Raw genomic sequence first — 18,751 nt, 5'->3', positions numbered from 1 at the left:
CCGCGCGCACCTCCCGAACCCGACCTCGCCCCAACAACAAACGCGGGCTGACCGGCGTCACCAATCAGCCCGCGTTTAGCACCAGTCACCTAGGCGACATACCGGCGCCACCGGGTCCCGGGACGCAAAGACGCAGGCCAGAGCACAGGCACAGGCTCTCAGCGGTCGGTAGAGACGTGGAGTGGGAGCACCGCCTGTTCGCCGGACGCGACCTCGCCGCGCTCGAGGGCGCGGCCCCGTCCACGTAGGACCGGGCCGCGCCTTCTCACCCCGCGACGGGTGGCTGCACGTGCCTCAGTTGACGTACACCGGCGGGCTGCCGGCGACGGTGGTGTCCTGCACCGGGGCGTAGGTGGCGCTGAAGTAGCCGTTCGGGAAGCACGACGACGGGCCGGAGAAGCGGTTGAACTGCTGGTTCGTGAACGTGATGGACTGCCCGACGTTATTCGCCACGCCCAGCACCTGGTTGAGGTCGGCGCGGTAGACGCAGGTGATGGTGCCCAGGCCCGACGTGAGCTTGATGGTCGTCTGGATCGGCAGTGCCGTGGTGCCGGTCACCTTGACCTGGTTGCTCGGCGGCGAGGTCACGGTGGTGGCGTACGGCAGGTTGTTCACCACGATGCTCTGCACCGCGGTGACGGTGGGGATGCCCGTCGGCGTACACGAGGAGAAGTTCTGCAGGGTCAGGGACTCGCTGGCGGTGCCGGGCGCGGGCACGTTGTTCGTCACGGTGGCGCCGAAGTTCGACACCGTGCACGTGATGAAACTGGAGCCGCCCGGCGTGTTGTAGAACGTGGCCGTGGCGCCGGTCTGCAGCGGCGCGCTGACCGCGTCGCCGTTGGCCACGTTGGGGCCGCCGGCGCTGCCGCGGGTCAGCACGTCGACGGTCGCGGCTTGTGCCGCGGCGGGGAAGATCCCGGCCGCCAGGACCGCGGTGAGCGCGGCGGCGGAGAGGGTCCAGATCTTGCGCATGGCGGGGCCTTTCTCGTGCGGGTACCCGCGGCCGCTCAGTGCGCGGACGCGGCGATGGCCTTCTTGAGGTCGTCGAGGCTCGAGTCGACGGCCAGCGACGTGGTCGTCTGGCTGAACACGACGGCGTTGTGCCCGGCCGCGGCGGGCAGGCCGAACACGGTGTTGATGACCCAGTCCAGCGAGCCGCCGATGCCGCAGCCGCCGGCCACCGGCACCGAGACGCTGTTGTCCACCAGCGACGCGCCGGAGAACGACACGACGAAGGCGCCGAAGCCGTTCGGGTCCGAGGCGAGGTCGATGACGCCGGGGTCGCCGGTGATCGGGACGTTCGGCGGCGGTGGGCTGGTCGTGCCGGTGGTCGGGCCGATCACGATCGGGCTGCTGTTCGAGCCGATGTAGCAGTGCAGCCCGAAGAGCGCGTTGAACAGGTGGAGCTTGACGGGCAGGCGGAACACCGGGGCGGGCTCGCCGGTGGCGAGCGGGACGAACTCGGTGATCGGCCCGGCCAGCTCGACCTGGGCGAACACGCTCGTGACGCCGGGCAGGAAGTTGGCCAGCCCGGGGATGGGGACCTGCAGCGGCGACGAGGTCAGCGTCTTGCCGTCGGCGGACGGCACGGTGCTGAACACGTTGGCCACGGTGCCGTCCGGGAACTCGACCGTCGGCCCGCTCGCCGGCCAGTACACGCCGAACTGCAGCGTGATCGGCTGGGTGAGCGGGACGGTGGTGGAGCCGATGGTGACGCTGCCGCCGCGGGTCACCGAGGTGACGCAGCCGACCTGCTGGTTGCCCGGGTCGGCGAGGACCGGGCTGGACAGCGGGCAGTTGCCCATCCCGGCGTAGATGCCGGTCGGCTTCGCGGCCGCCACCGGATGGGCACCGGCGGGGGTGCCGAAGACCGCGAGGACGCCGGCGGCCGTCACCGCGGCCGCGACGGACACACGTCTGGAGCGCATGGAACCTCCTGCTGGGTTTCGGTGGGTTGTGACGAGTTGTAAACCCGTCGAGTATCCAACGTCAAGAAATCATTCTTGGTGATCTATTCGCGGAGATCGAAAACCGTCAGAGTTTTCAATTGGTGAAATACGGTCGGCCGGGGTTGACCTGATCAATACCCGCGAGTAACTTCCGGGGGGCCGCTGTCCGCAGAGCGCGTGGAGGTCCCGCCATGACCCAGGCCGAAGATCAGGAAGAACAGCCGCAGGGAAGGACCCGGTGGCGCCGATTCGCATTGACGATGGGCATTTCCACGATGGTCACCGCCGGCCTCGTGGTGCTCACCGCGCAGGGCGTCATCGCCGCCTCGTTCTCGGTGTCCGGGCTGCCGTTCGTGGTGACCGCGGACGAGCTGCAGGGCACGGGCTTCGAGCAGTACGCGGTGCTCGACCAGATGGAGCCCGGCAGCCCCAACGAGGGCGACACCGGGGGCCAGCTGATCCTCATCGTCTCGGCGATCGACAATGCCAAGCTCAGCAACCTGTGCCAGAGCATCAGCCTCGGCGGGACGAACCTGAGGCTGACCGCGGGCAACGCCGATCACCCGGTCACCGCCACCAAGCTGATCGTCGACTCCGACCTCATCACCGGCGACGCCAGCTTCACCTCGATCGACATCGGCCAGGACGCCAGCACGCTGACCCGGGTGCCCGGCGCCACCGGCGGGATCGGCATCTTCGGTCAGCAGGCCGAGACCGTGAACATCAAGCACCTGCGGCAGAACAACTACGCCACCACGGCCGCCACCTTCAACCTGCCCGGCCTGCACATGAGCTTCAGCGCCGAGGGCTGCTGAGTTGCGCCGCTCCTTCCGCGGCTGGCGGCGCAGCCGGCCCTTCTGGGGCGGGCTGTTCATCGTCGTCGCCGCCGTGGAGATCTTCCTGACCGTCAAGGCCCCGCTGCCGGTGGTGGTGCACGTCGGCATGCAGGGCCTGGCCGGCTTCCTCGTGCCCATCATCATGCTGCTGTGCGGGGTGCTGCTGTGGTTCACCCCGGCCAACCGGACGTTCTACTCGATCCTGGCCCTGCTCATGGCCTTCGCCTCCTGGGTCACGTCCAACCTCGGCGGCTTCCTGATCGGGCTGCTCCTCGGCATGATCGGCGGCTCCCTGGCCTTCTCCTGGCAGCCGGCACCGCCGCGAAAGCCCGCACCTGCCCTCCCGCCCGACGCGGACACCGCCGAACTGACCGAGCGCGCCGAACGGTAGCCGGCGAGCTGCCGTCGGTACCGCTCATTCGATCGGCTTGTCGCGGTGGGTGAACCCGTCCGGGGCGGACAGCTCGAAGCGGGCCAGGTTCTCCGGCGTGCGCGGCAGCCACTCGTAGTCGAAGGTGGCCGCCCCCGTCTGGCGCACGGGCAGGTAGGTCGCGCCGTCCACCCAGAGATCCGTTGATCCGTCGGTGGCGCTGAGGTGGAGCGTCTCGTGCCCGCCCATCGTCTCCGGCCCGACGAGCCGCAGCCTGTTCGCGTCCAGCAGCACGCGGATGCGCTGCGGATCGTCGTACGCGTCGGGCCACATCAGCCGCCGCACGATGACCGCGCCGGAGGACCGGCCGGTCGGCTGGGTCGCCTCGTCCCACCAGGCCCGATGCTGGTAGTCCACCACGAGGAGGTACGTGCCGGTGGCGAGCGTCCCCCTCGCCAGCATCGAGACCTTCGGCCCGGCCGCGTCGCTGACGTCCTGGCGCTCGCGGTGGGTCGCGCCGTCGACGCTGCTGTGCCACGTCACCCCGTCCCCGGCCTTCCAGGTGACGACCCTGACGTAGTCGTCGGCGCGTGCTCTGGCTGACCCGGCCCACGGTGGTCGAGCAGCCGCGGGGGCGCGGCTATGACCTGCACGAGCCCGACGCCGAGCAGGCGAATGCCCGGATGCCGGCGCATCCGGGCATTCTCGCGGGTCCGATGGTCAGATCCGGAACCGCCCCACCGCCTGCTGCAGGTCCGAGGCCAGCCGGCTCAGCTCGCCCACCGTCTGGTCCACCTCGACCAGCGTCGACGTGGTGCTCCCGGCCGCCTCCGCCACCCCGGCGATGGTCCCCGCGATGTTGCTCACCCCGTGGGCCGCGTCGCTCACGCTGCGGCTCATCTCGCTCGTCGTGGCCGTCTGCTCCTCCACCGCCGAGGCGATGGTGAGCTGGTAGTCGTTGATGCGGGCGATGATCCGGGAGATCTCGCCGATGGCCTGCACCGCGTTGGCCGTGTCCGACTGGATGGCCTCGACGCGGCGGGAGATGTCCTCGGTGGCCCGGGCGGTCTCCTGGGCCAGGTCCTTCACCTCGCTCGCCACGACCGCGAAGCCCTTGCCCGCGGCGCCGGCCCGGGCGGCCTCGATGGTGGCGTTGAGGGCCAGGAGGTTGGTCTGCTCGGCGATCGAGGTGATCACCTTGACGACGTTGCCGATCTCGGTGGAGGAGTCGCCGAGCTTGGAGACGGTCTGGTTCGTGGTCTCGGCCACGCCGACCGCCTCCGAGGCCACCTGGGCGGCGTCGTTGGCGTTCTGGGCGATCTCGCGGATCGACGCGCCCATCTCCTCGGCGCCGGCGGCGACCGTCTGGACGTTGTGCGAGACCGCGCCCGCGTCGCCGGCGACCACGTTGGCGCGGGCGGCGGCGGTCTGGGCGCTGTCGCCGATGCGCGACGTCACGCCGGTCAGGCGGCTGGTGCTCTGGCCGAGGGTGCTCGCGGCGGAGGCCAGGGTTTCCACGGTACGTCCAATGCCCTCGTTGGCCCGGTTCACCGCCACCGCCATGGCGCCCAGCTCGTCGCGGGCGAGCACCTCGGCCCGGCGGGTGAGGTCACCGGAGGCGGCGGCGTCCAGCGTTTCGGCGACGGCGTGCAGCTGGCGGGTCATCCGCCGGGAGATGACCCAGGCCAGGCCGAGCGCCAGCAGCAGGCCCGCGGCCAGCGAGCCGATCGTCCAGTTGCGGGCGGTGCGGTACGCGCTGAGCGAGTCGGCCGCCATCTTGGCCGCCTCCGAGGACTCCAGCGTCTGCAGGGTGGCCAGCTGGGTGTTCATCTGGCCCTCGAGCTTCTGCCAGGCCTGGGACGCGTCGGACGGGATGGTGGTGCCCGCCTTCGGCTGCTCCCGCCACACGACGACGTTGCGCAGGTTGACGTACTCGTCCCAGCTCGCGGAGAACGCCTGGGTGGCGCTCTCCCGGGCCGACGAGCCGGTGGCGCGCTGGCGGTACTGCGCGATCCCCTGCGCGACCAGCTGGTCGCCGTCGTTGCGGGCCTGCAGCGCGCGCGGGCCGAGGGTCGGGTCGGAGCTCGCCCACCCCGACAGCGACTGGGCGCGGTAGTTCTCGCTGACGCCCTGCCGGATGACCACCAGCTGGGCGACGCTTTCGAGGTGCTGCTGCTGCAGCTGCTCGAGGCGGTCGTTGATGCGCGACATGCTGACGATCGACAGGATGGCCACCCCGATCGCGACCAGCGACACCAGCGCGACGCCAATGAAGTTCTTCACGCCCACGGGGCGGTCGGCGACCCAGCCGATGATCGGGGGCCGCCGCACGGTCACGTCAAAGGTATGCACATCGGCCCATCGGCGCCGGCGGGACGCCGGTTTAGGAAAAATGCCTGCGCCGCGGACGGATGCCGCTGCGGTCGGCCGTTCGGCGCCCACGGGTGGCCGTGTCGCGTATGACAGACATTGACGGGCGCCTCTAGCCTGAATCCGTGGCGTGGATCCTGCGGTGGCGGTGGGTGGTGGCGGGCCTCGGGCTCGTGGCGGGGGCCGGCCTCGGGCTGGCGGTGTGGGCGGCCGGGCTGTTGCCGGGGCCGTGGCTGTTCGCGATGGTCGGCGCGCTCGCCGGGGCGGTCGTCGCGGGCGTCTATCTTGCGTTGCGCGGCACCGCCCGGCTCGACGGGGTCAAGATCTCGGTGCCGAACTTCACCGAGCTGAGCTTCACCATCACCGACGACCGGCGGCGCATCGCCTGGACGCTCTTCGTCGAGGTGGCCACCCGCACCTCCACGCAGCCGCTGGCCGACGGCACCGGGTCGCTGCGCGAGGCCCTCACGTCGCTCTACGGGCTCTTCGGCTGCGTCCGCAACACGCTGGAGGAGGCGCCGCCGACCCGCGTCGACACGGCCGGGCCGACGGTGGAGTACCTCGCCATCGCCCTGCTCAACGACGTGCTGCGGCCCTTCCTGTCGCGCTGGCACCCGGAGCTGCTGGCGTGGGAGCGGGCCAACCCGGCGGCCGCGGAGCGGGACTGGCCGCTCAACCGGCCGTGCCGCGCCGACCTGGCCGCGGTGCAGGAGCGGGTGGCGCAGTACGCCATGGGCTTCGCCGAACTGGCCGAGTTCACCAAGGACTACGGGCTGAAGCTGCTGCACGCGGGTGCGGCCCTCGGCCCGGCCCCGGACCCGGCGCTGGGCATCCCGGCCCAGCAGGGGCCGGACGACCTGGCCTGACCGGGAGACGGCCCGACATGCTCCCTCCGGTCCTGGAGATCTACCTGGTGTGGCACCCGCGCGACGCCGCGGGCGCCGAGATCGTCGCCCAGCTCGACGCGCACTTTCACGGGGACCTGTTCACCGGGCTCATCGGCGGCGCGGTCGAGGTGTACGCGCGCTCGGAAGGCTGGCTGCGGCCCGGCGGGGCGCCCCGGCAGATCCCGGTGCCCGGTGACCCGCCGCCGAACGGGGTGGCCCAGGCGCAGTACGTCGTCATCGTGCCGGTGCTGGACTTCCGGCTGGCGCAGGCGGCCGCCGACCGCGACGGCGAGTGGTACGAGTACCTGGCCGCCATCCGCGGCGCCCAGTACGACGCCCCGGACCGGGTCGCCGTCTTCCCCGTGCTGGCCGACCTGCGCGCCGACGAGGGGGCGCTCGGCGAGCTGTTCGGCGAGCTGGTGTACATCGTGGTCAACGGGGTGACCGGCGAGACCCCGCAGGACCGGCGGCGCCGGGACCTGGTGCAGAGCATCGCCCAGTTCGTCGGCGGCGACGCCGGGCGGCGGCTGACCGTCTTCATCAGCCACACCCGGCGCACCGCCGAGGGCGACGGCGGCCAGCCGCAGGAAATCACCGAGCGGGTCCGCGCGGTCATCGCCCAGACCCGGCTGGCCGACTTCTTCGACGCGCAGGCGCTCGGGCCCGGCCGCGACTACTCCGAGGAGATCGCCAGGGCCGCCGCGAGCAGCGCCCTGCTGGCCCTGCGCAGCGACCACTACGCCAGCCGCGACTGGTGCCAGCGCGAGGTGGTCACCGCCAAGACGGCCGGCATGCCGGTGGTCATCCTCGACGCGCTGGTCCGCGGCGACCCGCGCGGCTCGTTCCTCATGGACCACGCGCCCCGGGTGCCGGTCGACGGCGACGACGGCGGGATCTGGGCCGGGCTCAACCTGCTCGTCGACGAGTGGCTCAAGCGCCTGCTGTGGCGGCGCCAGCACGAGCTCGCCGAGCGCGCCGCGCCCGGCCTCGGCGTGGGGTGGTGGGCCCCGCACGCGCCGGAGCCGACCACCCTGGCCATCTGGCTGGCCCGCGCCTACCCGGCCGGCGACCGGCCCGCCAGCCTGCGCATCCTGCACCCCGACCCGCCGCTGGGCGGGCCGGAGCGGGAGGTGCTGGCGCGGGTCGCCGCCCTCGGCGGGATCGCGACGCTGGAGATCCTGACCCCCCGCCAACTCGCCGCCCGCGGAGGCTGACATGACGAACGTGCGCGAGCTCCTGCCCCACGACGCCCTGCGGGGCCGGCGCATCGGGGTGTCCATCTCCGACAGCCCGGACCTGGGGCGGCTCGGCCTGCTCACCTCGCACCTGCGCCTCGCGCTGGGCGAGATCGCGCGGGCCGTGCTCGTCGCCGGCGGCTCGCTGGCCTACGGCGGGCACCTGGAGCCGACCGGGTTCACGCCGTTCCTGGCGCAGGAGCTGGAGCGGTACGGCGCCGCGGAGGGCCGCCTGCTGGTCTGCCTGGGCTGGCCGGTGCACCGCGAGGTCGCCCTGTCCGAGCTCGACCGCCGCGAGGAGGCGCTGGGCCTGGTGGCCCGGGTGGTGTACCTCGACCCGCACGGCGAGGAGATCCCGAAGGAGACCGACCGCGGGGAGGCGCCCGAGCCGACGACCGACCCGGTGGCGATGGCCGACGGGCTCACGGCGATGCGCCGGTACCTCACCGCCCACGTCGACGCCCGGGTGCTGCTCGGCGGCCGCCGCTCCGGCGCGGCGGGACGTTACCCGGGGCTGCTCGAGGAGGCGCTGCTCGCGCTGGAGTCCGGCCAGCCGCTGTTCCTGGCCGGCGGCTTCGGCGGCGTGACCGCCGACATCGCCGACGCGCTCGGCGTCGGGCTGGAGTGGCTGCCGCCCGCGGGCGACGCGCCCCCGGCCGACGGGCTGCCGCTCATCCGGGAGTTCCGCGACGCCGAGGAGCCCTGGCGGGCGCTGGCCAACGGCCTGGACGGGGCGGAGAACGCCCGGCTGGCCGCGTCGCACCGCCCGAGCGACGTCGCCGCCCTGGTCACGCTCGGCCTGGGCCGCGTGGCGGCGCTGGACGGCGACGGCGGTATCTGAACGCCGGTGGTGCCGGGCGCACCAGGGCGCCCGGCACCGAAGGGGGTTGCTCAGCCGTTGTCGACGTTGACGATCACTCGACCGGTGTCGAGGGTGGCGAAGGTGTACCCGTAGACCTCCACGTGCGCGGTGGCGTACGCGACACCGGGGATGAAGGGGGCCGGGCTGGCCGACGCCGTGACCTTGACCTTCTGGGTGGTGCCGGTGCAGGACTGGTTGTAGAGGACGCCGTACCCGTGCGTGGTCGCGCTGGGGCTGAGCGTCTGGCTGACGTCCGTGGACGCGGAGAAGTGGTTGCCCACCGGGCAGGTGAGGTTCAGGGTCACGATGGTCACCGCGCCCTTCGCCTTCAACTGGGCGTTCTGGGCGATCTTGACGGTCGCGCCGCCGTTGGACTCGGACTGCAGGTTGACGGCCGCGCCCGCCGGGACGGCGAACGCGAGCACCGCGCCGAGCGCGACCGCGCCCACGCCGAGGTGCTTCTTCTGGAGCTTCATGCAGGGTCCTCCCCGTTGATGGATGGTGCGGACTGCTCTTCGCCGTGGGAGGGGACGGCCAGGCCGATCAGCGCGCCGATCAGCAGCGGCACGACCGCCAGTTCCCACAGGAAGTCGAAGGCGCTGTGCACGGCGAGGGCGGCCAGTGCCGCCACCGCGCCGGTCCACAGCGGTGGTGTCGCCCCGCCGGCGCGCCCGCGCCGCAGCAGCACGACGACGGCCACGCCGAGGGCGGCCAGCGGCACGAGGCCGACGGCGCCGAGGTCGACGAGCCATTGCAGGTACTCGTTGTGCGCCCACCGGCTCGCCACGAGCTGGCCGCTGTAGTCCCGCCAGAAGTAGCGCGCCTGCCCCGGCCCGGAGCCCAGCAGCGGATGGGCGGCGGCCTGGTCCAGCGCCGAGTGCAGCGCCCCGCTGCGGCCGCGCGAGTCGACGTTGAACCGCCGCTGCGACACCGCCTCGAGCCGGGCCGGCAGCGGCCGCGTGAGCAGCAACGCCAGCCCGCCGGCGGCCGCGGCGAGCACCAACCCCCACGCCGCCGCGAGCCATCTGCCGGGCAGCCGCGGCAGGTGTACGGCCACCAGCCCGCCGACCGCGAGCCCCGCCAGCGCCAGGAGCGGATCGGGCTCGGCCGCGACCGGGAACGAGGGCACGAGCGCGGCCACGGCGATCGCCGCGCCCAGCAGGGCCGGGGCGAGGTGGCGGAGCACGTGACGTACCGGAGCGAAGATGAGCAACAGCAGGACTCCCGCGGCGAAGGCCAGCCCGCCGGCCCGGCTCAGCGTCGCCCCGAGCCCGGCCAGGATCAGGTAGAGCACCCAGGCCCGCCCGATCGATCCCGGCTCGACCAGCAGCAGCGCGAGCGCCAGCAGCCCCGCCACGGCGAGGACCGCGGCGGCCGCGTTCGGGTAGGTCAGGGTCGAGGCGGCCCGCCAGATCGTCGACTCGACGAGCACCGACCAGCGCTCGATCCGCCAGGCCACCCCGGCCCACCCGGTGACCGCGACCAGCGCCCCGATCCCGGTCAGCCCGGTGGCCAGGTCGGCCGCCGCCGCCCGCCGGGCCACGACCACCCCGGCCAGCAGCACCAGCAGCGACAGCGCGATGCCCCCGGCGGTCCCCCACCCGCCGGTCATCGCGGCCCGGGCCCCGGCCCACAGCACGATCGCCGCCCCCGTGACGGCGATCCACCGCAGCCCCCGGTCGAACCGGGCCCCCTCGCGCACGGCGAGCACGAGACTCACGATCGCCAATACGCTGGCCACAATCCGACCCGGAAGATAGAATCCGCCCTGCGCGACCACACCGGCCGTGATTGCCGCGAGAAGCACGAGCGTCGATGCCGAAAACCGTTGTTGGACAAGCGGATCCACCAGACTCACCCTCCCCGTCAGAGCGTCTGTCCTCGATGACTATAGCGATTAGCGACGATCCGATGCCGTTAGGAATTCGACACGAACCTTTGCGGCCTCTCAAGCGTTGCTGATCGACAAATGCTCACGCCAACGCCCTCGAAGCGCAGCGTGGTGGCGGTCCGGGCGGCTCGTCGAGGTACCCCGCCGCGCGCTACAGGCTTGCTACGCGACCGGCCCGGCGGCCCAGGCGAAGGTGACGAGCACCAGCAGTGGGAGGCCGACGAGCAGGAAGCCGGCGGCGCTGGCGAGGAAGAGGCCGGTGAACCCGTAGCGCGGCAGCAGGGCGGACCCGATGGCTGAGGCACAGACCGCGAGCAGCGCCGGACGGCGGGACGGCGCTCGGTCGTATCGGTGACCGAGCCAGGTGTTCACCGCGATGCCGCTGAGCGCCACCAGCGAGACGAGCGCGCCGATCGCGAAGGGCGACAGGTGCGCCCACTGCGCGCCGTAGAGCACGAGGTAGGAGCCGGCCATCGACTCGCCGATGCCAAGGACGAGGACCCCGGCGGCGAGCAGCACGATGAGCCGACGCCGCACGGCCCGGCCAGCGCCAGCGGTGGTGGTGCCGGACAGGTGCGGTGACGACAACGGCACCGGCGCCGCCGCTGGCGCTGGACCATGCGCTGGAAAGCGCCGTTGAATGCCTTCCAGATCGCGTCCAAAGGCCGCCTGACGCCGACCAACCACTGACCAATTCAACAACCCAGATCAGCCGTTCACTTGACACTCCCCGCATGCAACACAACGGCGATCCTCGCTGCGAGTGGTTTCGTGACCTACCGGGCGGGCCGCCTGCGGATCGCTGGCCGTGGCGAGCCCCATCCTGGCCGCCCGGTCTAGGTCCTGAAACACGGGACGCGAGGCTGATCTCCGACGTGCGTGGCGGTGTCCGGATGAGAACGGGTAAAATTCGCCAGGTCGGGCCGGACGCCGGGCCGAAGCGGTCGCCAAGGTGGTGCGGCCTCGTGTGCCACGATCGAACGCGGGTGGCCGACCCCAGGGCGAAAACAACGGGGGAGGGATGGGAATTGACGGCGTACCGCGGAGAAAGACTCGGAAGGATTTGAGCCGAATGACGTTTCGGTTGTGTTACACGCGCGAGTGGTTTGCCTCTCATCGCTCGAAGTCGTTCCAGATGATCATTCGTCGGTAAGATGCTCGTGCCGCCAGGGTTGTCGGGCCACCCAGCACGTTCTGCGACGAGGAGCAAAAAATCATGCCGTTCAAGGCTGAATACATCTGGGTCGACGGCACCCGGCCGACTGCGAAGCTGCGTTCCAAGACGAAGATCGTCGAGGACGGCGCCGAGCTTCCGATCTGGGGCTTCGACGGCTCGAGCACGAATCAGGCGCCCGGCGACAAGTCCGACTGCGTGCTGCGTCCGGTGTTCTCCTGTCCGGACCCGATCCGCGGCGGCAACAGCGTGCTGGTGATGTGCGAGGTCGAGCTGATCACCGGCGCGCCGCACCCGACCAACACCCGTCGCGCATGTGCCGAGGCGGCGGAGAAGTTCGCCGACCAGGAGGCGATCTTCGGCATCGAGCAGGAGTACACCTTCTTCAAGGACGGCCGCCCGTACGGCTTCCCGGTGGGTGGCGGCTTCCCGGCCCCGCAGGGCGGCTACTACTGCGGTGTCGGTGCGGACGAGGTGTTCGGCCGTGACGTCGTCGAGAAGCACATGGACCTGTGCCTGCAGGCCGGCCTGCACCTGTCCGGCATCAACGCCGAGGTCATGCCGGGCCAGTGGGAGTTCCAGATCGGACCGGTCGCCGCGCCGCAGGTGGCGGACGAGCTGTGGGTGGCCCGGTGGCTGCTCTACCGCATCGCCGAGGACTTCGACGTGTCGGCGATGCTGGACCCGAAGCCGGTGAAGGGCGACTGGAACGGCGCGGGCGCGCACACCAACTTCTCGACGAACGCGATGCGTGACAACTACGACGCGATCATCACGGCGTGTGACGCGCTGGGCAAGGACGGCAAGGTCGCCGAGCACATCGCGGGTTACGGCGCGGGCATCGAGCACCGCCTGACCGGCATGCATGAGACCGCCCCGTGGAGCGAGTACAGCTACGGCGTGTCCGACCGGGGCGCGTCGGTGCGCATCCCGTGGCAGGTCGAGCGCGACGGCAAGGGCTACATCGAGGACCGCCGGCCGAACGCGAACTGCGACCCGTACGTCGTCACCCGCCTGCTGATCAACACCTGCTGCTCGGCGCTGGCAAACGCCTGACATTCCCGCATGGACGAGTCGTACGCGTAGGGGCCGGCCAAGCGGTCCCTACGCGTATTCGCGTCGGAGCCCGGTGACGGCTGATGTGCATGACGGCTGGACTCATGCGTCAGTGGTAGTAGCGCTCCCCCGCGTAGGTCTCCAGCGCCTGGCGCACCAGCTGCTCGCCGAAGCCGCTCGTGCTCGTCAGGAAGAACACGCTGTGCGGCCGGGACCAGAAGCGGGCCGTGCCCTGGTCGCTGCCGAGCGGGGTGTTGCTGCCCGGCGTGCAGACCAGCCAGGTGCTGAGGCGGTGCCGGTGGAGGTACACCGTGGCCACCTGCGCCCACGGGAACGTCGTGTCCTGCCCGCCCAGCGTCACCGTGATCCCGTTGCCGTCGATGCGGGTCGGCCGGGTGTCGCGCGCGCACAGCACCCACTGGAACAGCTTGTAGCCGACCAGTCCCAGCCCGGCCAGGATGAGCAGCCAGCTCAGCGCGGTCCACAGCGCGCCGTCGAACGCGCCCAGGATGAGGCCGGCTATCGGGATCAGCGCGAGGCGGACGGTGGCCCCGCCGTGCTGGCTGAACGGGTTGGAGATGAGCTTGTACCGGTCCTGCGACCGCGACACCACCGGCGGCGACATGACCGGCGGCGGGCCGGCCGGGACCGGCGCCGGGCGCGGCGGCGGCGCCACCGCCGGGGGCATGACGACGGTGACGGACTCCTTGAGGGTGTTGCCGTCCCGGGAGGCGGGCGGCGGCGCCATGGCCGGCTCGGACAAGGGTGCGGTCGTGGACCCGGAGGCGGGAAGGGGCCCGGAGGCGGGAAGGGGGCCGGTGACGGGCATCGGCAGCGTGCGGTGGCGCGGCGCCGGCTCGTTGCCGGCCATCGCGAGGTACTGCAGCGCCCCCTCGGCCACGACCAGCTCCGGGTGGTGCACCCGCCGCGGCGAGCGGCCGGTGGCCTGGGTGAGCAGCGTGGCCACGAGCGGGGTGCGGGTCGCCCCGCCGACCATGAACAGCTCGGCCTGCCCGTCCCGGCCGATGCGGGCCCGGCGCAGCACCTCGTCGGTCATCATCACGGTGCGCTGGACCAGGTCGCGGGCGTCGCGCTCGAAGTCGCCGCGGGTCACCGAGACGTCCTCGTTGATGAGCGGCACCGGCACCCGGGCCAGCCGCTCGGTGCTCAGCTGTTCCTTCGCGCCGCGGCAGTCCTCCCACAGCATGCGGGCGTAGCGGCGGTCGGGCCCCTCGGGCTCGATGAGCCGGGCCCACTCGTCGGGGTGGCGGTCGCTGACCGAGCGGCCGACCCGGCGCAGCACCACCTCGTCGAGGTCGAGGCCGCCGACGTCGTCGAGGCCGGCCCTGGCCCGCAGGTCGAAGCCCGGGCCGTTGCGCTGCACGGCGGTCACGTCGCAGGTGCCGGCGCCGAGGTCGTAGACGACCAGCGGCTCCCCGCCGGCCCCGGCCGCCCCGGTGGCCAGCAGGTAGGCGGCGGCCGCCTCGGGCTCGCTGAGCAGGGTCGGCTCGGGCAGGCCGGCACGCTCGGCGGCGGCGCGCAGCACGGACTGCCGGTCGGCGTTCCAGGCGGCCGGGTGGGTGAGCACGACCCGCAGCCGGTCGGTGCGGGCCAGCCGCTGCGCCTCGGCGTAGACCTGGGCCAGGGTGGCCCCGATGACCTCGGCGATGGCGTACTCGGCGCCGCCCAGCAGCAGCCGCCCCTCGCCGATGCGCCGCTTCGGGTTGGGCTCGTAGGCGCCCGGGTCGCGGCCGGCCGAGTTCACGGCCTCGTTGCCGGTGACGAGGTTGCGGTGCTCGTCGGCCCACACGGCGGAGGGCAGCAGCGAGCGACCGCCCTCGAACTGCAACGGGAACGGCGCCTCCTTGGGCGGCTGCAGGTACGCCACCGTGTTGGTGGTGCCGTAGTCGATGCTCAGCCGGTACTCGCTCACTGGGAACCCCCTTGCAGGCTGAAGATGACGACGGCGACGAGGGCGGCGACCACGAGCGCGATCGCGCCGACGGCGACGAGGGTGCGCGGCTGGAAGCGGCGCACCGCGGCGCCCGGCAGCCGCGAGACCGTGGCCGACCCCGAGGCCGCCACCGCGGGACCCGGGCCGGCCGGCAGCGCGCGGGTCTTGGTCCGGCGCTCGGCGAGCACGAGCACGCCCCGCTCCGGCCAGATGTCGGTCAGCCCGGCGGCCAGGTAGCGGTCCCGGGCGGCCAGCTGGTCGACGCGGGCCTTGCCGGCGAGGGTCGGCTGGAAGCGCCGCAGGGCGAAGAGCAGCGCCGGCGGTACCTCGGAGATGGCATCGCGGGCGAGGAACTGCAGCACCTCCTGGAGGGTCCGCCCGTTCTCGGCCCGCAGGTGCGGCCCGAAGGCGGCGTCCAGCACCCGGAACCAGCGGTCCTGGGCCAGCTTCGCGTCGCCGGGCAGGAACGGGATGCAGTGCACCAGGAACTCGGCCCGGTCCAGGGCGGTGTGGTTGATCTGCAGCTGGTCGGGGTCGAAGGCGCGGTCCTCGGCGGCGCTGAGCAGCAGCTCGGTGATGTGCACGTCGGAGCCGGTGTGCCGGTTGGCCAGCTCGATGAGGTCGGCCAGGCTCAACCGGTCCATGAGGGCGCGCATGCCGGGGCGGCCCAGCGCCGGCGGCACCCCGAAGGTGACCGCCCGCTGGGCCAGCTCCACGACCGCGGCCGGGGCGGCGGTGGCGTTGCGCCCGTGCGCCGCCCAGCCGCGCAGGTAGTCCTCGACCAGCGTCGGGTCGAAGGCGGAGCCGCGCAGGGTCTCGCGCAGCGCGTTGCTGGCGGTGGCGCGCATGCAGCGCTGCACGGTGCAGCGGGCCACGAGCGTGGCCACGGCCGGGTGCCGGGCGGACAGGGCCCCGCTGGGCTGCCAGGCGAGGTACACGGTGCGCAGGTCGCCGTCGTTGAGCTTGCTCAGCTCCGACTCGACCTGGCGCAACCCGTCCTCGGTGCGCAGCAGCTCGACGTGCTCGGGGGCGGCCTGGCCGGAGGTGACCGCGTCGATGAGCGTGGTCTGCAGGATGCGCCCGCCGACGAGCACCTCGTCCTGCCACTGCCGCACGTCGGCCGCCCCGCCCAGGCGGCGCGCGCCGCGCAGCGGGGCGACGGCGGCCGCACCGCCGCGCCGCCACACGTCGGCCAGCTGGACGGCGAAGCCGGCCGGCCGGGCCCCGGCCGAGCCCGGGTAGAGCCGCAGCCGGGTGGCGGCGTAGCCGGTGCCGGAGCCGACCGTGTCCAGGAAGACCAGGCGGGGCAGGTCCGGGCCGGTGTCGTCGTCCTCGTTGGTGGCGAAGGTGAGCTCGCGGGCGTCGCCGAGCACGTCGACCAGGCCGCGCAGCAGGGCGGTGGCCGGGGCGTCGGGCAGGACCACGGTGAGCGGGGCCTCGGGGTTGTCCAGGACCCGGCCGAGCAGTTCGTCGAAGACCGGGCCGGGGTCGGTCACCGGGCGGGCCAGCGCGGCCGCGGCGTGCTCGCGCAGCGCGTGGTAGTCCACCGGGTCGAGGCGGCCGGGCGGGTACGCCTCGGGGCGGTTGCGCCCGGCCCAGTGCGGCCAGTCCTCCAGCCCGAGCGCGAGCTGGGCGGTGACGGCGTCCTCGGGGCCGATGAGGGCGTGCGCGATCGCCGCGCCGGGCCGGTTCTTGTCGTCGCGGGCCGGCACCTTGTGCAGCACCACCCCGACGCCCTCGATGCGCAGGTAGGCCAGCGACGGCCGGTCGTTGCGGCCGCTGGCCCGGGTGATGCGCAGCGCGAGCCGGTCGTCCCACCAGGCCACCGACGCCGGCGGCAGCGAGGTGGCGTCCGGCCCGACGCCGTCGTGGCCGTCGTCCTGCGAGCGGGCCCGCCAGCGGAAGACGATCTGGTCGATGCGCTCCATCGCGGCCCTCTCTACGAGCCCAGCAGTGACCGGTCGAGCACGCCGGTCATGGCGAACAGGGACAGCAGCGGGCGCAGCACCCGGCGGGGGCCGAAGCCCTCGGCCGGGAAGTGCCCGTTCACCGGGGCGACGCCGGCCGCCGAGGCGTAGTGCAGGCTCACGTCGCTGACCCGGTTGACCGGCGGCAGGAAGCGCTCGGCGCCGTTGTTGGCGAGGAACTCGTACACCTCCTCGCTCTCCTCGGCGACGGTCTGCAGCTGGCGGTTGTCGTCGCGGGACAGCCACCGGGCCACCTCCGGGCGCAGCGGGGCCAGCAGGTCGGACTTGGCCACCACCATGGCCGCCGGGATCGGCACGAACTGGGTGGCGGACTCGCCGCGGCTCTCCACCAGCCGGTCCAGCACGGCGTTGAACGCCGGGTCGCCGTACACGGTGGCCGGCTCGCCGAGCACGGTCGGCAGCGCCTTCTCCGGGTCGACGACGAAGAGCAGCGCGTTGACCGCGGACAGGAACGAGGTGTCCCGGAACCGGTCGCCGGTGCGGCGCCGGCGCAGCTGCTCGCCGGCCACGTCGAAGAACGCGACGGCGAAGTCGCGCCCGGCGTGGCGGCTGTACACCTTGGCCACGTAGCTGAACTCGATCGGGCTCTCCTGGGTCAGCGGCAGCAGCTCCCGCCGGTGGCAGAAGGGCTCGACGAACTCGGTGGTGTAGCGGTGTTCGATGGCCTCGTCGAGCCGCTCGACCCGCAGCCCCAGGTCGGCCATCTCCAGGTTGTTGCGCAGCGCCTCGACCATCGCGGCCAGCAGCAGGGTCTTGCCGGCGGCGCGGTGGCCGACCAGGCCGATGACGATCGGGTCGCCGTAGTCGCCGTAGCGGTCGGGCAGGTAGTGGGTGGTGGAGATGCCGTCGCGCATAAGGGTGCAGGCCCGCTGGGCGCCGAGGCGGCGCTCGTTGAACGCCTCCTTGGTCTCGTCGGCGCCGCGGGGCCGGAAGGGCCGGTGCTGCCTGGTCTCCACGTCGACCTCGACCCGCTGGGCCTTGCGCCAGTGGATCCATTGCAGGCAGATCGGGCACAGCACGCGGCCGAGCAGGCGGGCCGGGCTCGGCATGCTCATTTCGAGCCTCCCAGTTGGGTCACGACGAGGATGATCAGCAGCGCCGGCAGGCCGACGACCACGAGCCCGGCGACGCCGAGGTAGATGCGGCTGGACAGGTCGTCGCGGCTGTACCACAGCACGTCGAAGAGCTCGCGGGCGTACCGCCACGCCACCGCCCGCGGCGCCGCGCGCTCGGTGCGGTAGCGCCGCTTGGCCTCGACCAGGCGCCGGAACTCGTCGCGGGCCGGGCTGAGCGGGACCGTCGCCCGGGCCACCGCCGCGGGCAGGGGCGCCGGGGAGTACTGCTGCGGGATCTTGATGGTGGCCGTGGTCGCGTCGGCCGGGTCGGCGCTCTGCCACACCGGCTCGTAGCGGGCCTCCTCGACCCGCCGCAGCAGCGTGTGCGTGTCGGGCCGGTCCCTGGGGTCGTCGGCGAACACCCCCTCGAGCAGGGCCGAGAGCGCCGATCCGCCGCCGCGGGCGAGCTCGGCCCGGGCCTCGGCGGCCGTGACCGGGCCGGTCTGCAGGGCGATGCAGTACACCACCAGCCCGGCCTGGTAGACGTCGTGCGCCTCGGCGGCCAGCCGCAGCCCGTCGGGGCCGGCCGGGGGCAGCCAGCGCGGGTCGAGCACGGCCCGGGCCGGCTCGCCGACGGCGACGGCCTGGCCGAGGTTGACCAGCTGGGCGTGGGCGCCGTCCCACAGCACGTATTCCGGCAGGATCGCCCCGTGCGTGAGCCCCGCCTTGGCCAGCGTCCGGATCGCCACGAGCAGGTCGGCGAAGATGGTCAGCAGGGTCTCCGGCAGCGGGGCGCCGGGCTGGCCGGCCACCGGCACGCCGCGGTAGGTGGTGGTGACGTGCGGCCGCTCGGCGGTGAGGTCGTGCTCGACGACCCGGCACAGCTGCAGCGGGTACATCGTGTCGCCGAGCCCCCAGACGAGGTTGCCGGCGTTGACCTCGGCGTGCACGAGCCGGTTGGCCTCGGGGGTGCGGGCGGTGCGGCGCAGCACCCGCTCGCCGGAGACGAGCCGGCCCCACTGCAGCTCGACCAGGTCCGGACGTTGTAAGTCCACAATGTGGGACGTGGCAGTGTGCCTCCAGTCGCGAAAATCCGGGTAGATTCGGGCTGGTCCGCCCATGGT

17 protein-coding genes are annotated in these 18,751 nt (G+C 72.8%); 6 read left to right on the top strand and 11 right to left on the bottom strand.

Annotated features, from left to right (window positions below):
• Positions 1–294: 294 nt before the first annotated feature.
• Together AB0M46_RS47410 and AB0M46_RS47405 are read right to left on the bottom strand one after the other, a co-directional pair.
• On the bottom strand, positions 295–972 hold the full coding sequence (locus AB0M46_RS47410; protein WP_363347559.1) for a Tat pathway signal sequence domain protein: 678 nt from the start codon (positions 970–972) through the stop codon (positions 295–297).
• Positions 973–1,007: 35 nt separating this feature from the next.
• Complete coding sequence (locus AB0M46_RS47405) at positions 1,008–1,928, bottom strand: hypothetical protein (protein ID WP_363347557.1); 921 nt, start codon at positions 1,926–1,928, stop codon at positions 1,008–1,010.
• A gap of 212 nt (positions 1,929–2,140) precedes the next feature.
• Here AB0M46_RS47405 and AB0M46_RS47400 point away from each other — a divergent pair, with 212 nt between their 5' ends.
• Positions 2,141–2,764 (top strand): DUF6230 family protein, encoded by a 624-nt coding sequence (locus AB0M46_RS47400; protein ID WP_363347555.1) that lies wholly within the window; start codon positions 2,141–2,143, stop codon positions 2,762–2,764.
• 1 nt (position 2,765) lies between these two features.
• The gene (locus AB0M46_RS47395) at positions 2,766–3,176 is read left to right on the top strand and encodes a DUF6114 domain-containing protein (protein WP_363347553.1); all 411 of its coding nucleotides are present in this window, start codon (positions 2,766–2,768) and stop codon (positions 3,174–3,176) included.
• Positions 3,177–3,200: 24 nt separating this feature from the next.
• On the opposite strand, the gene AB0M46_RS47390 is transcribed toward AB0M46_RS47395, so the two are convergent.
• Both AB0M46_RS47390 and AB0M46_RS47385 read right to left on the bottom strand, forming a co-directional pair.
• Complete coding sequence (locus AB0M46_RS47390) at positions 3,201–3,698, bottom strand: hypothetical protein (RefSeq protein WP_363347551.1); 498 nt, start codon at positions 3,696–3,698, stop codon at positions 3,201–3,203.
• Between the two features lie 177 nt (positions 3,699–3,875).
• Positions 3,876–5,492: a methyl-accepting chemotaxis protein gene (locus tag AB0M46_RS47385; RefSeq protein ID WP_363347549.1), complete on the bottom strand. Its 1,617-nt coding sequence runs from the start codon at positions 5,490–5,492 to the stop codon at positions 3,876–3,878.
• Between the two features lie 158 nt (positions 5,493–5,650).
• On the opposite strand from AB0M46_RS47385, the gene AB0M46_RS47380 reads away from it, so the two are divergent.
• From AB0M46_RS47380 to AB0M46_RS47370, 3 genes are read left to right on the top strand one after another with little or no spacing between them, the layout of a single operon-like run.
• Positions 5,651–6,391 (top strand): hypothetical protein, encoded by a 741-nt coding sequence (locus AB0M46_RS47380; RefSeq protein WP_363347547.1) that lies wholly within the window; start codon positions 5,651–5,653, stop codon positions 6,389–6,391.
• Positions 6,392–6,408: 17 nt separating this feature from the next.
• Positions 6,409–7,626: a hypothetical protein gene (locus AB0M46_RS47375; protein ID WP_363347545.1), complete on the top strand. Its 1,218-nt coding sequence runs from the start codon at positions 6,409–6,411 to the stop codon at positions 7,624–7,626.
• A gap of 1 nt (position 7,627) precedes the next feature.
• On the top strand, positions 7,628–8,488 hold the full coding sequence (locus AB0M46_RS47370) for a hypothetical protein (RefSeq protein WP_363347543.1): 861 nt from the start codon (positions 7,628–7,630) through the stop codon (positions 8,486–8,488).
• A gap of 50 nt (positions 8,489–8,538) precedes the next feature.
• Here AB0M46_RS47370 and AB0M46_RS47365 read toward each other — a convergent pair whose 3' ends face one another.
• The 3 genes from AB0M46_RS47365 to AB0M46_RS47355 all read right to left on the bottom strand — a co-directional run bounded on the left by AB0M46_RS47365 (position 8,539) and on the right by AB0M46_RS47355 (position 10,994).
• Positions 8,539–8,985, bottom strand: coding sequence for a hypothetical protein (locus AB0M46_RS47365; protein WP_363347541.1), 447 nt, complete (start codon positions 8,983–8,985; stop codon positions 8,539–8,541).
• The gene (locus tag AB0M46_RS47360) at positions 8,982–10,229 is read right to left on the bottom strand and encodes an O-antigen ligase family protein (protein WP_363347539.1); all 1,248 of its coding nucleotides are present in this window, start codon (positions 10,227–10,229) and stop codon (positions 8,982–8,984) included. The genes AB0M46_RS47365 and AB0M46_RS47360 overlap by 4 nt, the downstream gene beginning before the upstream one ends.
• A 333-nt stretch (positions 10,230–10,562) precedes the next feature.
• Complete coding sequence (locus tag AB0M46_RS47355) at positions 10,563–10,994, bottom strand: hypothetical protein (RefSeq protein WP_363347537.1); 432 nt, start codon at positions 10,992–10,994, stop codon at positions 10,563–10,565.
• 622 nt (positions 10,995–11,616) lie between these two features.
• Between AB0M46_RS47355 and glnII the strand changes: the two genes are divergently transcribed.
• A complete protein-coding gene (glnII, locus tag AB0M46_RS47350) occupies positions 11,617–12,630 on the top strand; it encodes a glutamine synthetase (protein WP_363347535.1) in 1,014 nt (337 codons plus the stop codon).
• A gap of 109 nt (positions 12,631–12,739) precedes the next feature.
• Here glnII and AB0M46_RS47345 read toward each other — a convergent pair whose 3' ends face one another.
• Genes AB0M46_RS47345 through AB0M46_RS47330 form a run of 4 tightly spaced genes read right to left on the bottom strand, consistent with a single transcriptional unit; the run spans position 12,740 to position 18,682 of the window.
• A complete protein-coding gene (locus AB0M46_RS47345; protein ID WP_363347533.1) occupies positions 12,740–14,563 on the bottom strand; it encodes an Hsp70 family protein in 1,824 nt (607 codons plus the stop codon).
• Entirely contained in the window at positions 14,560–16,512 is a 1,953-nt protein-coding gene (locus AB0M46_RS47340) for a hypothetical protein (protein WP_363347531.1), read from the bottom strand. The genes AB0M46_RS47345 and AB0M46_RS47340 overlap by 4 nt, the downstream gene beginning before the upstream one ends.
• An 11-nt stretch (positions 16,513–16,523) precedes the next feature.
• The gene (locus tag AB0M46_RS47335) at positions 16,524–17,627 is read right to left on the bottom strand and encodes a hypothetical protein (RefSeq protein WP_363347529.1); all 1,104 of its coding nucleotides are present in this window, start codon (positions 17,625–17,627) and stop codon (positions 16,524–16,526) included.
• Complete coding sequence (locus AB0M46_RS47330; RefSeq protein ID WP_363347527.1) at positions 17,624–18,682, bottom strand: hypothetical protein; 1,059 nt, start codon at positions 18,680–18,682, stop codon at positions 17,624–17,626. Before AB0M46_RS47330 ends, AB0M46_RS47335 begins: the two co-directional genes overlap by 4 nt.
• Between the last annotated feature and the right edge of the window lie 69 nt (positions 18,683–18,751).

Origin of the sequence: Dactylosporangium sp. NPDC051485, assembly GCF_040682015.1 — a bacterium.
In the GTDB taxonomy this organism is placed as follows: Bacteria; Actinomycetota; Actinomycetes; order Mycobacteriales; family Micromonosporaceae; genus Dactylosporangium.
This window is presented reverse-complemented; position numbering and strand designations above follow the sequence as displayed.

Excerpts from the sequence above, each read along its gene's own strand:
- AB0M46_RS47340 (WP_363347531.1), bottom strand. The coding sequence starts at position 16,512 with ATGGAGCGCATCGACCAGATCGTCTTCCGCTGGCGGGCCCGCTCGCAG.
- AB0M46_RS47370 (WP_363347543.1), top strand. The coding sequence starts at position 7,628 with ATGACGAACGTGCGCGAGCTCCTGCCCCACGACGCCCTGCGGGGCCGG.
- AB0M46_RS47335 (WP_363347529.1), bottom strand. The coding sequence starts at position 17,627 with ATGAGCATGCCGAGCCCGGCCCGCCTGCTCGGCCGCGTGCTGTGCCCG.
- AB0M46_RS47375 (WP_363347545.1), top strand. The coding sequence starts at position 6,409 with ATGCTCCCTCCGGTCCTGGAGATCTACCTGGTGTGGCACCCGCGCGAC.
- AB0M46_RS47400 (WP_363347555.1), top strand. The coding sequence starts at position 2,141 with ATGACCCAGGCCGAAGATCAGGAAGAACAGCCGCAGGGAAGGACCCGG.
- AB0M46_RS47365 (WP_363347541.1), bottom strand. The coding sequence starts at position 8,985 with ATGAAGCTCCAGAAGAAGCACCTCGGCGTGGGCGCGGTCGCGCTCGGC.
- AB0M46_RS47405 (WP_363347557.1), bottom strand. The coding sequence starts at position 1,928 with ATGCGCTCCAGACGTGTGTCCGTCGCGGCCGCGGTGACGGCCGCCGGC.
- glnII (WP_363347535.1), top strand. The coding sequence starts at position 11,617 with ATGCCGTTCAAGGCTGAATACATCTGGGTCGACGGCACCCGGCCGACT.
- AB0M46_RS47410 (WP_363347559.1), bottom strand. The coding sequence starts at position 972 with ATGCGCAAGATCTGGACCCTCTCCGCCGCCGCGCTCACCGCGGTCCTG.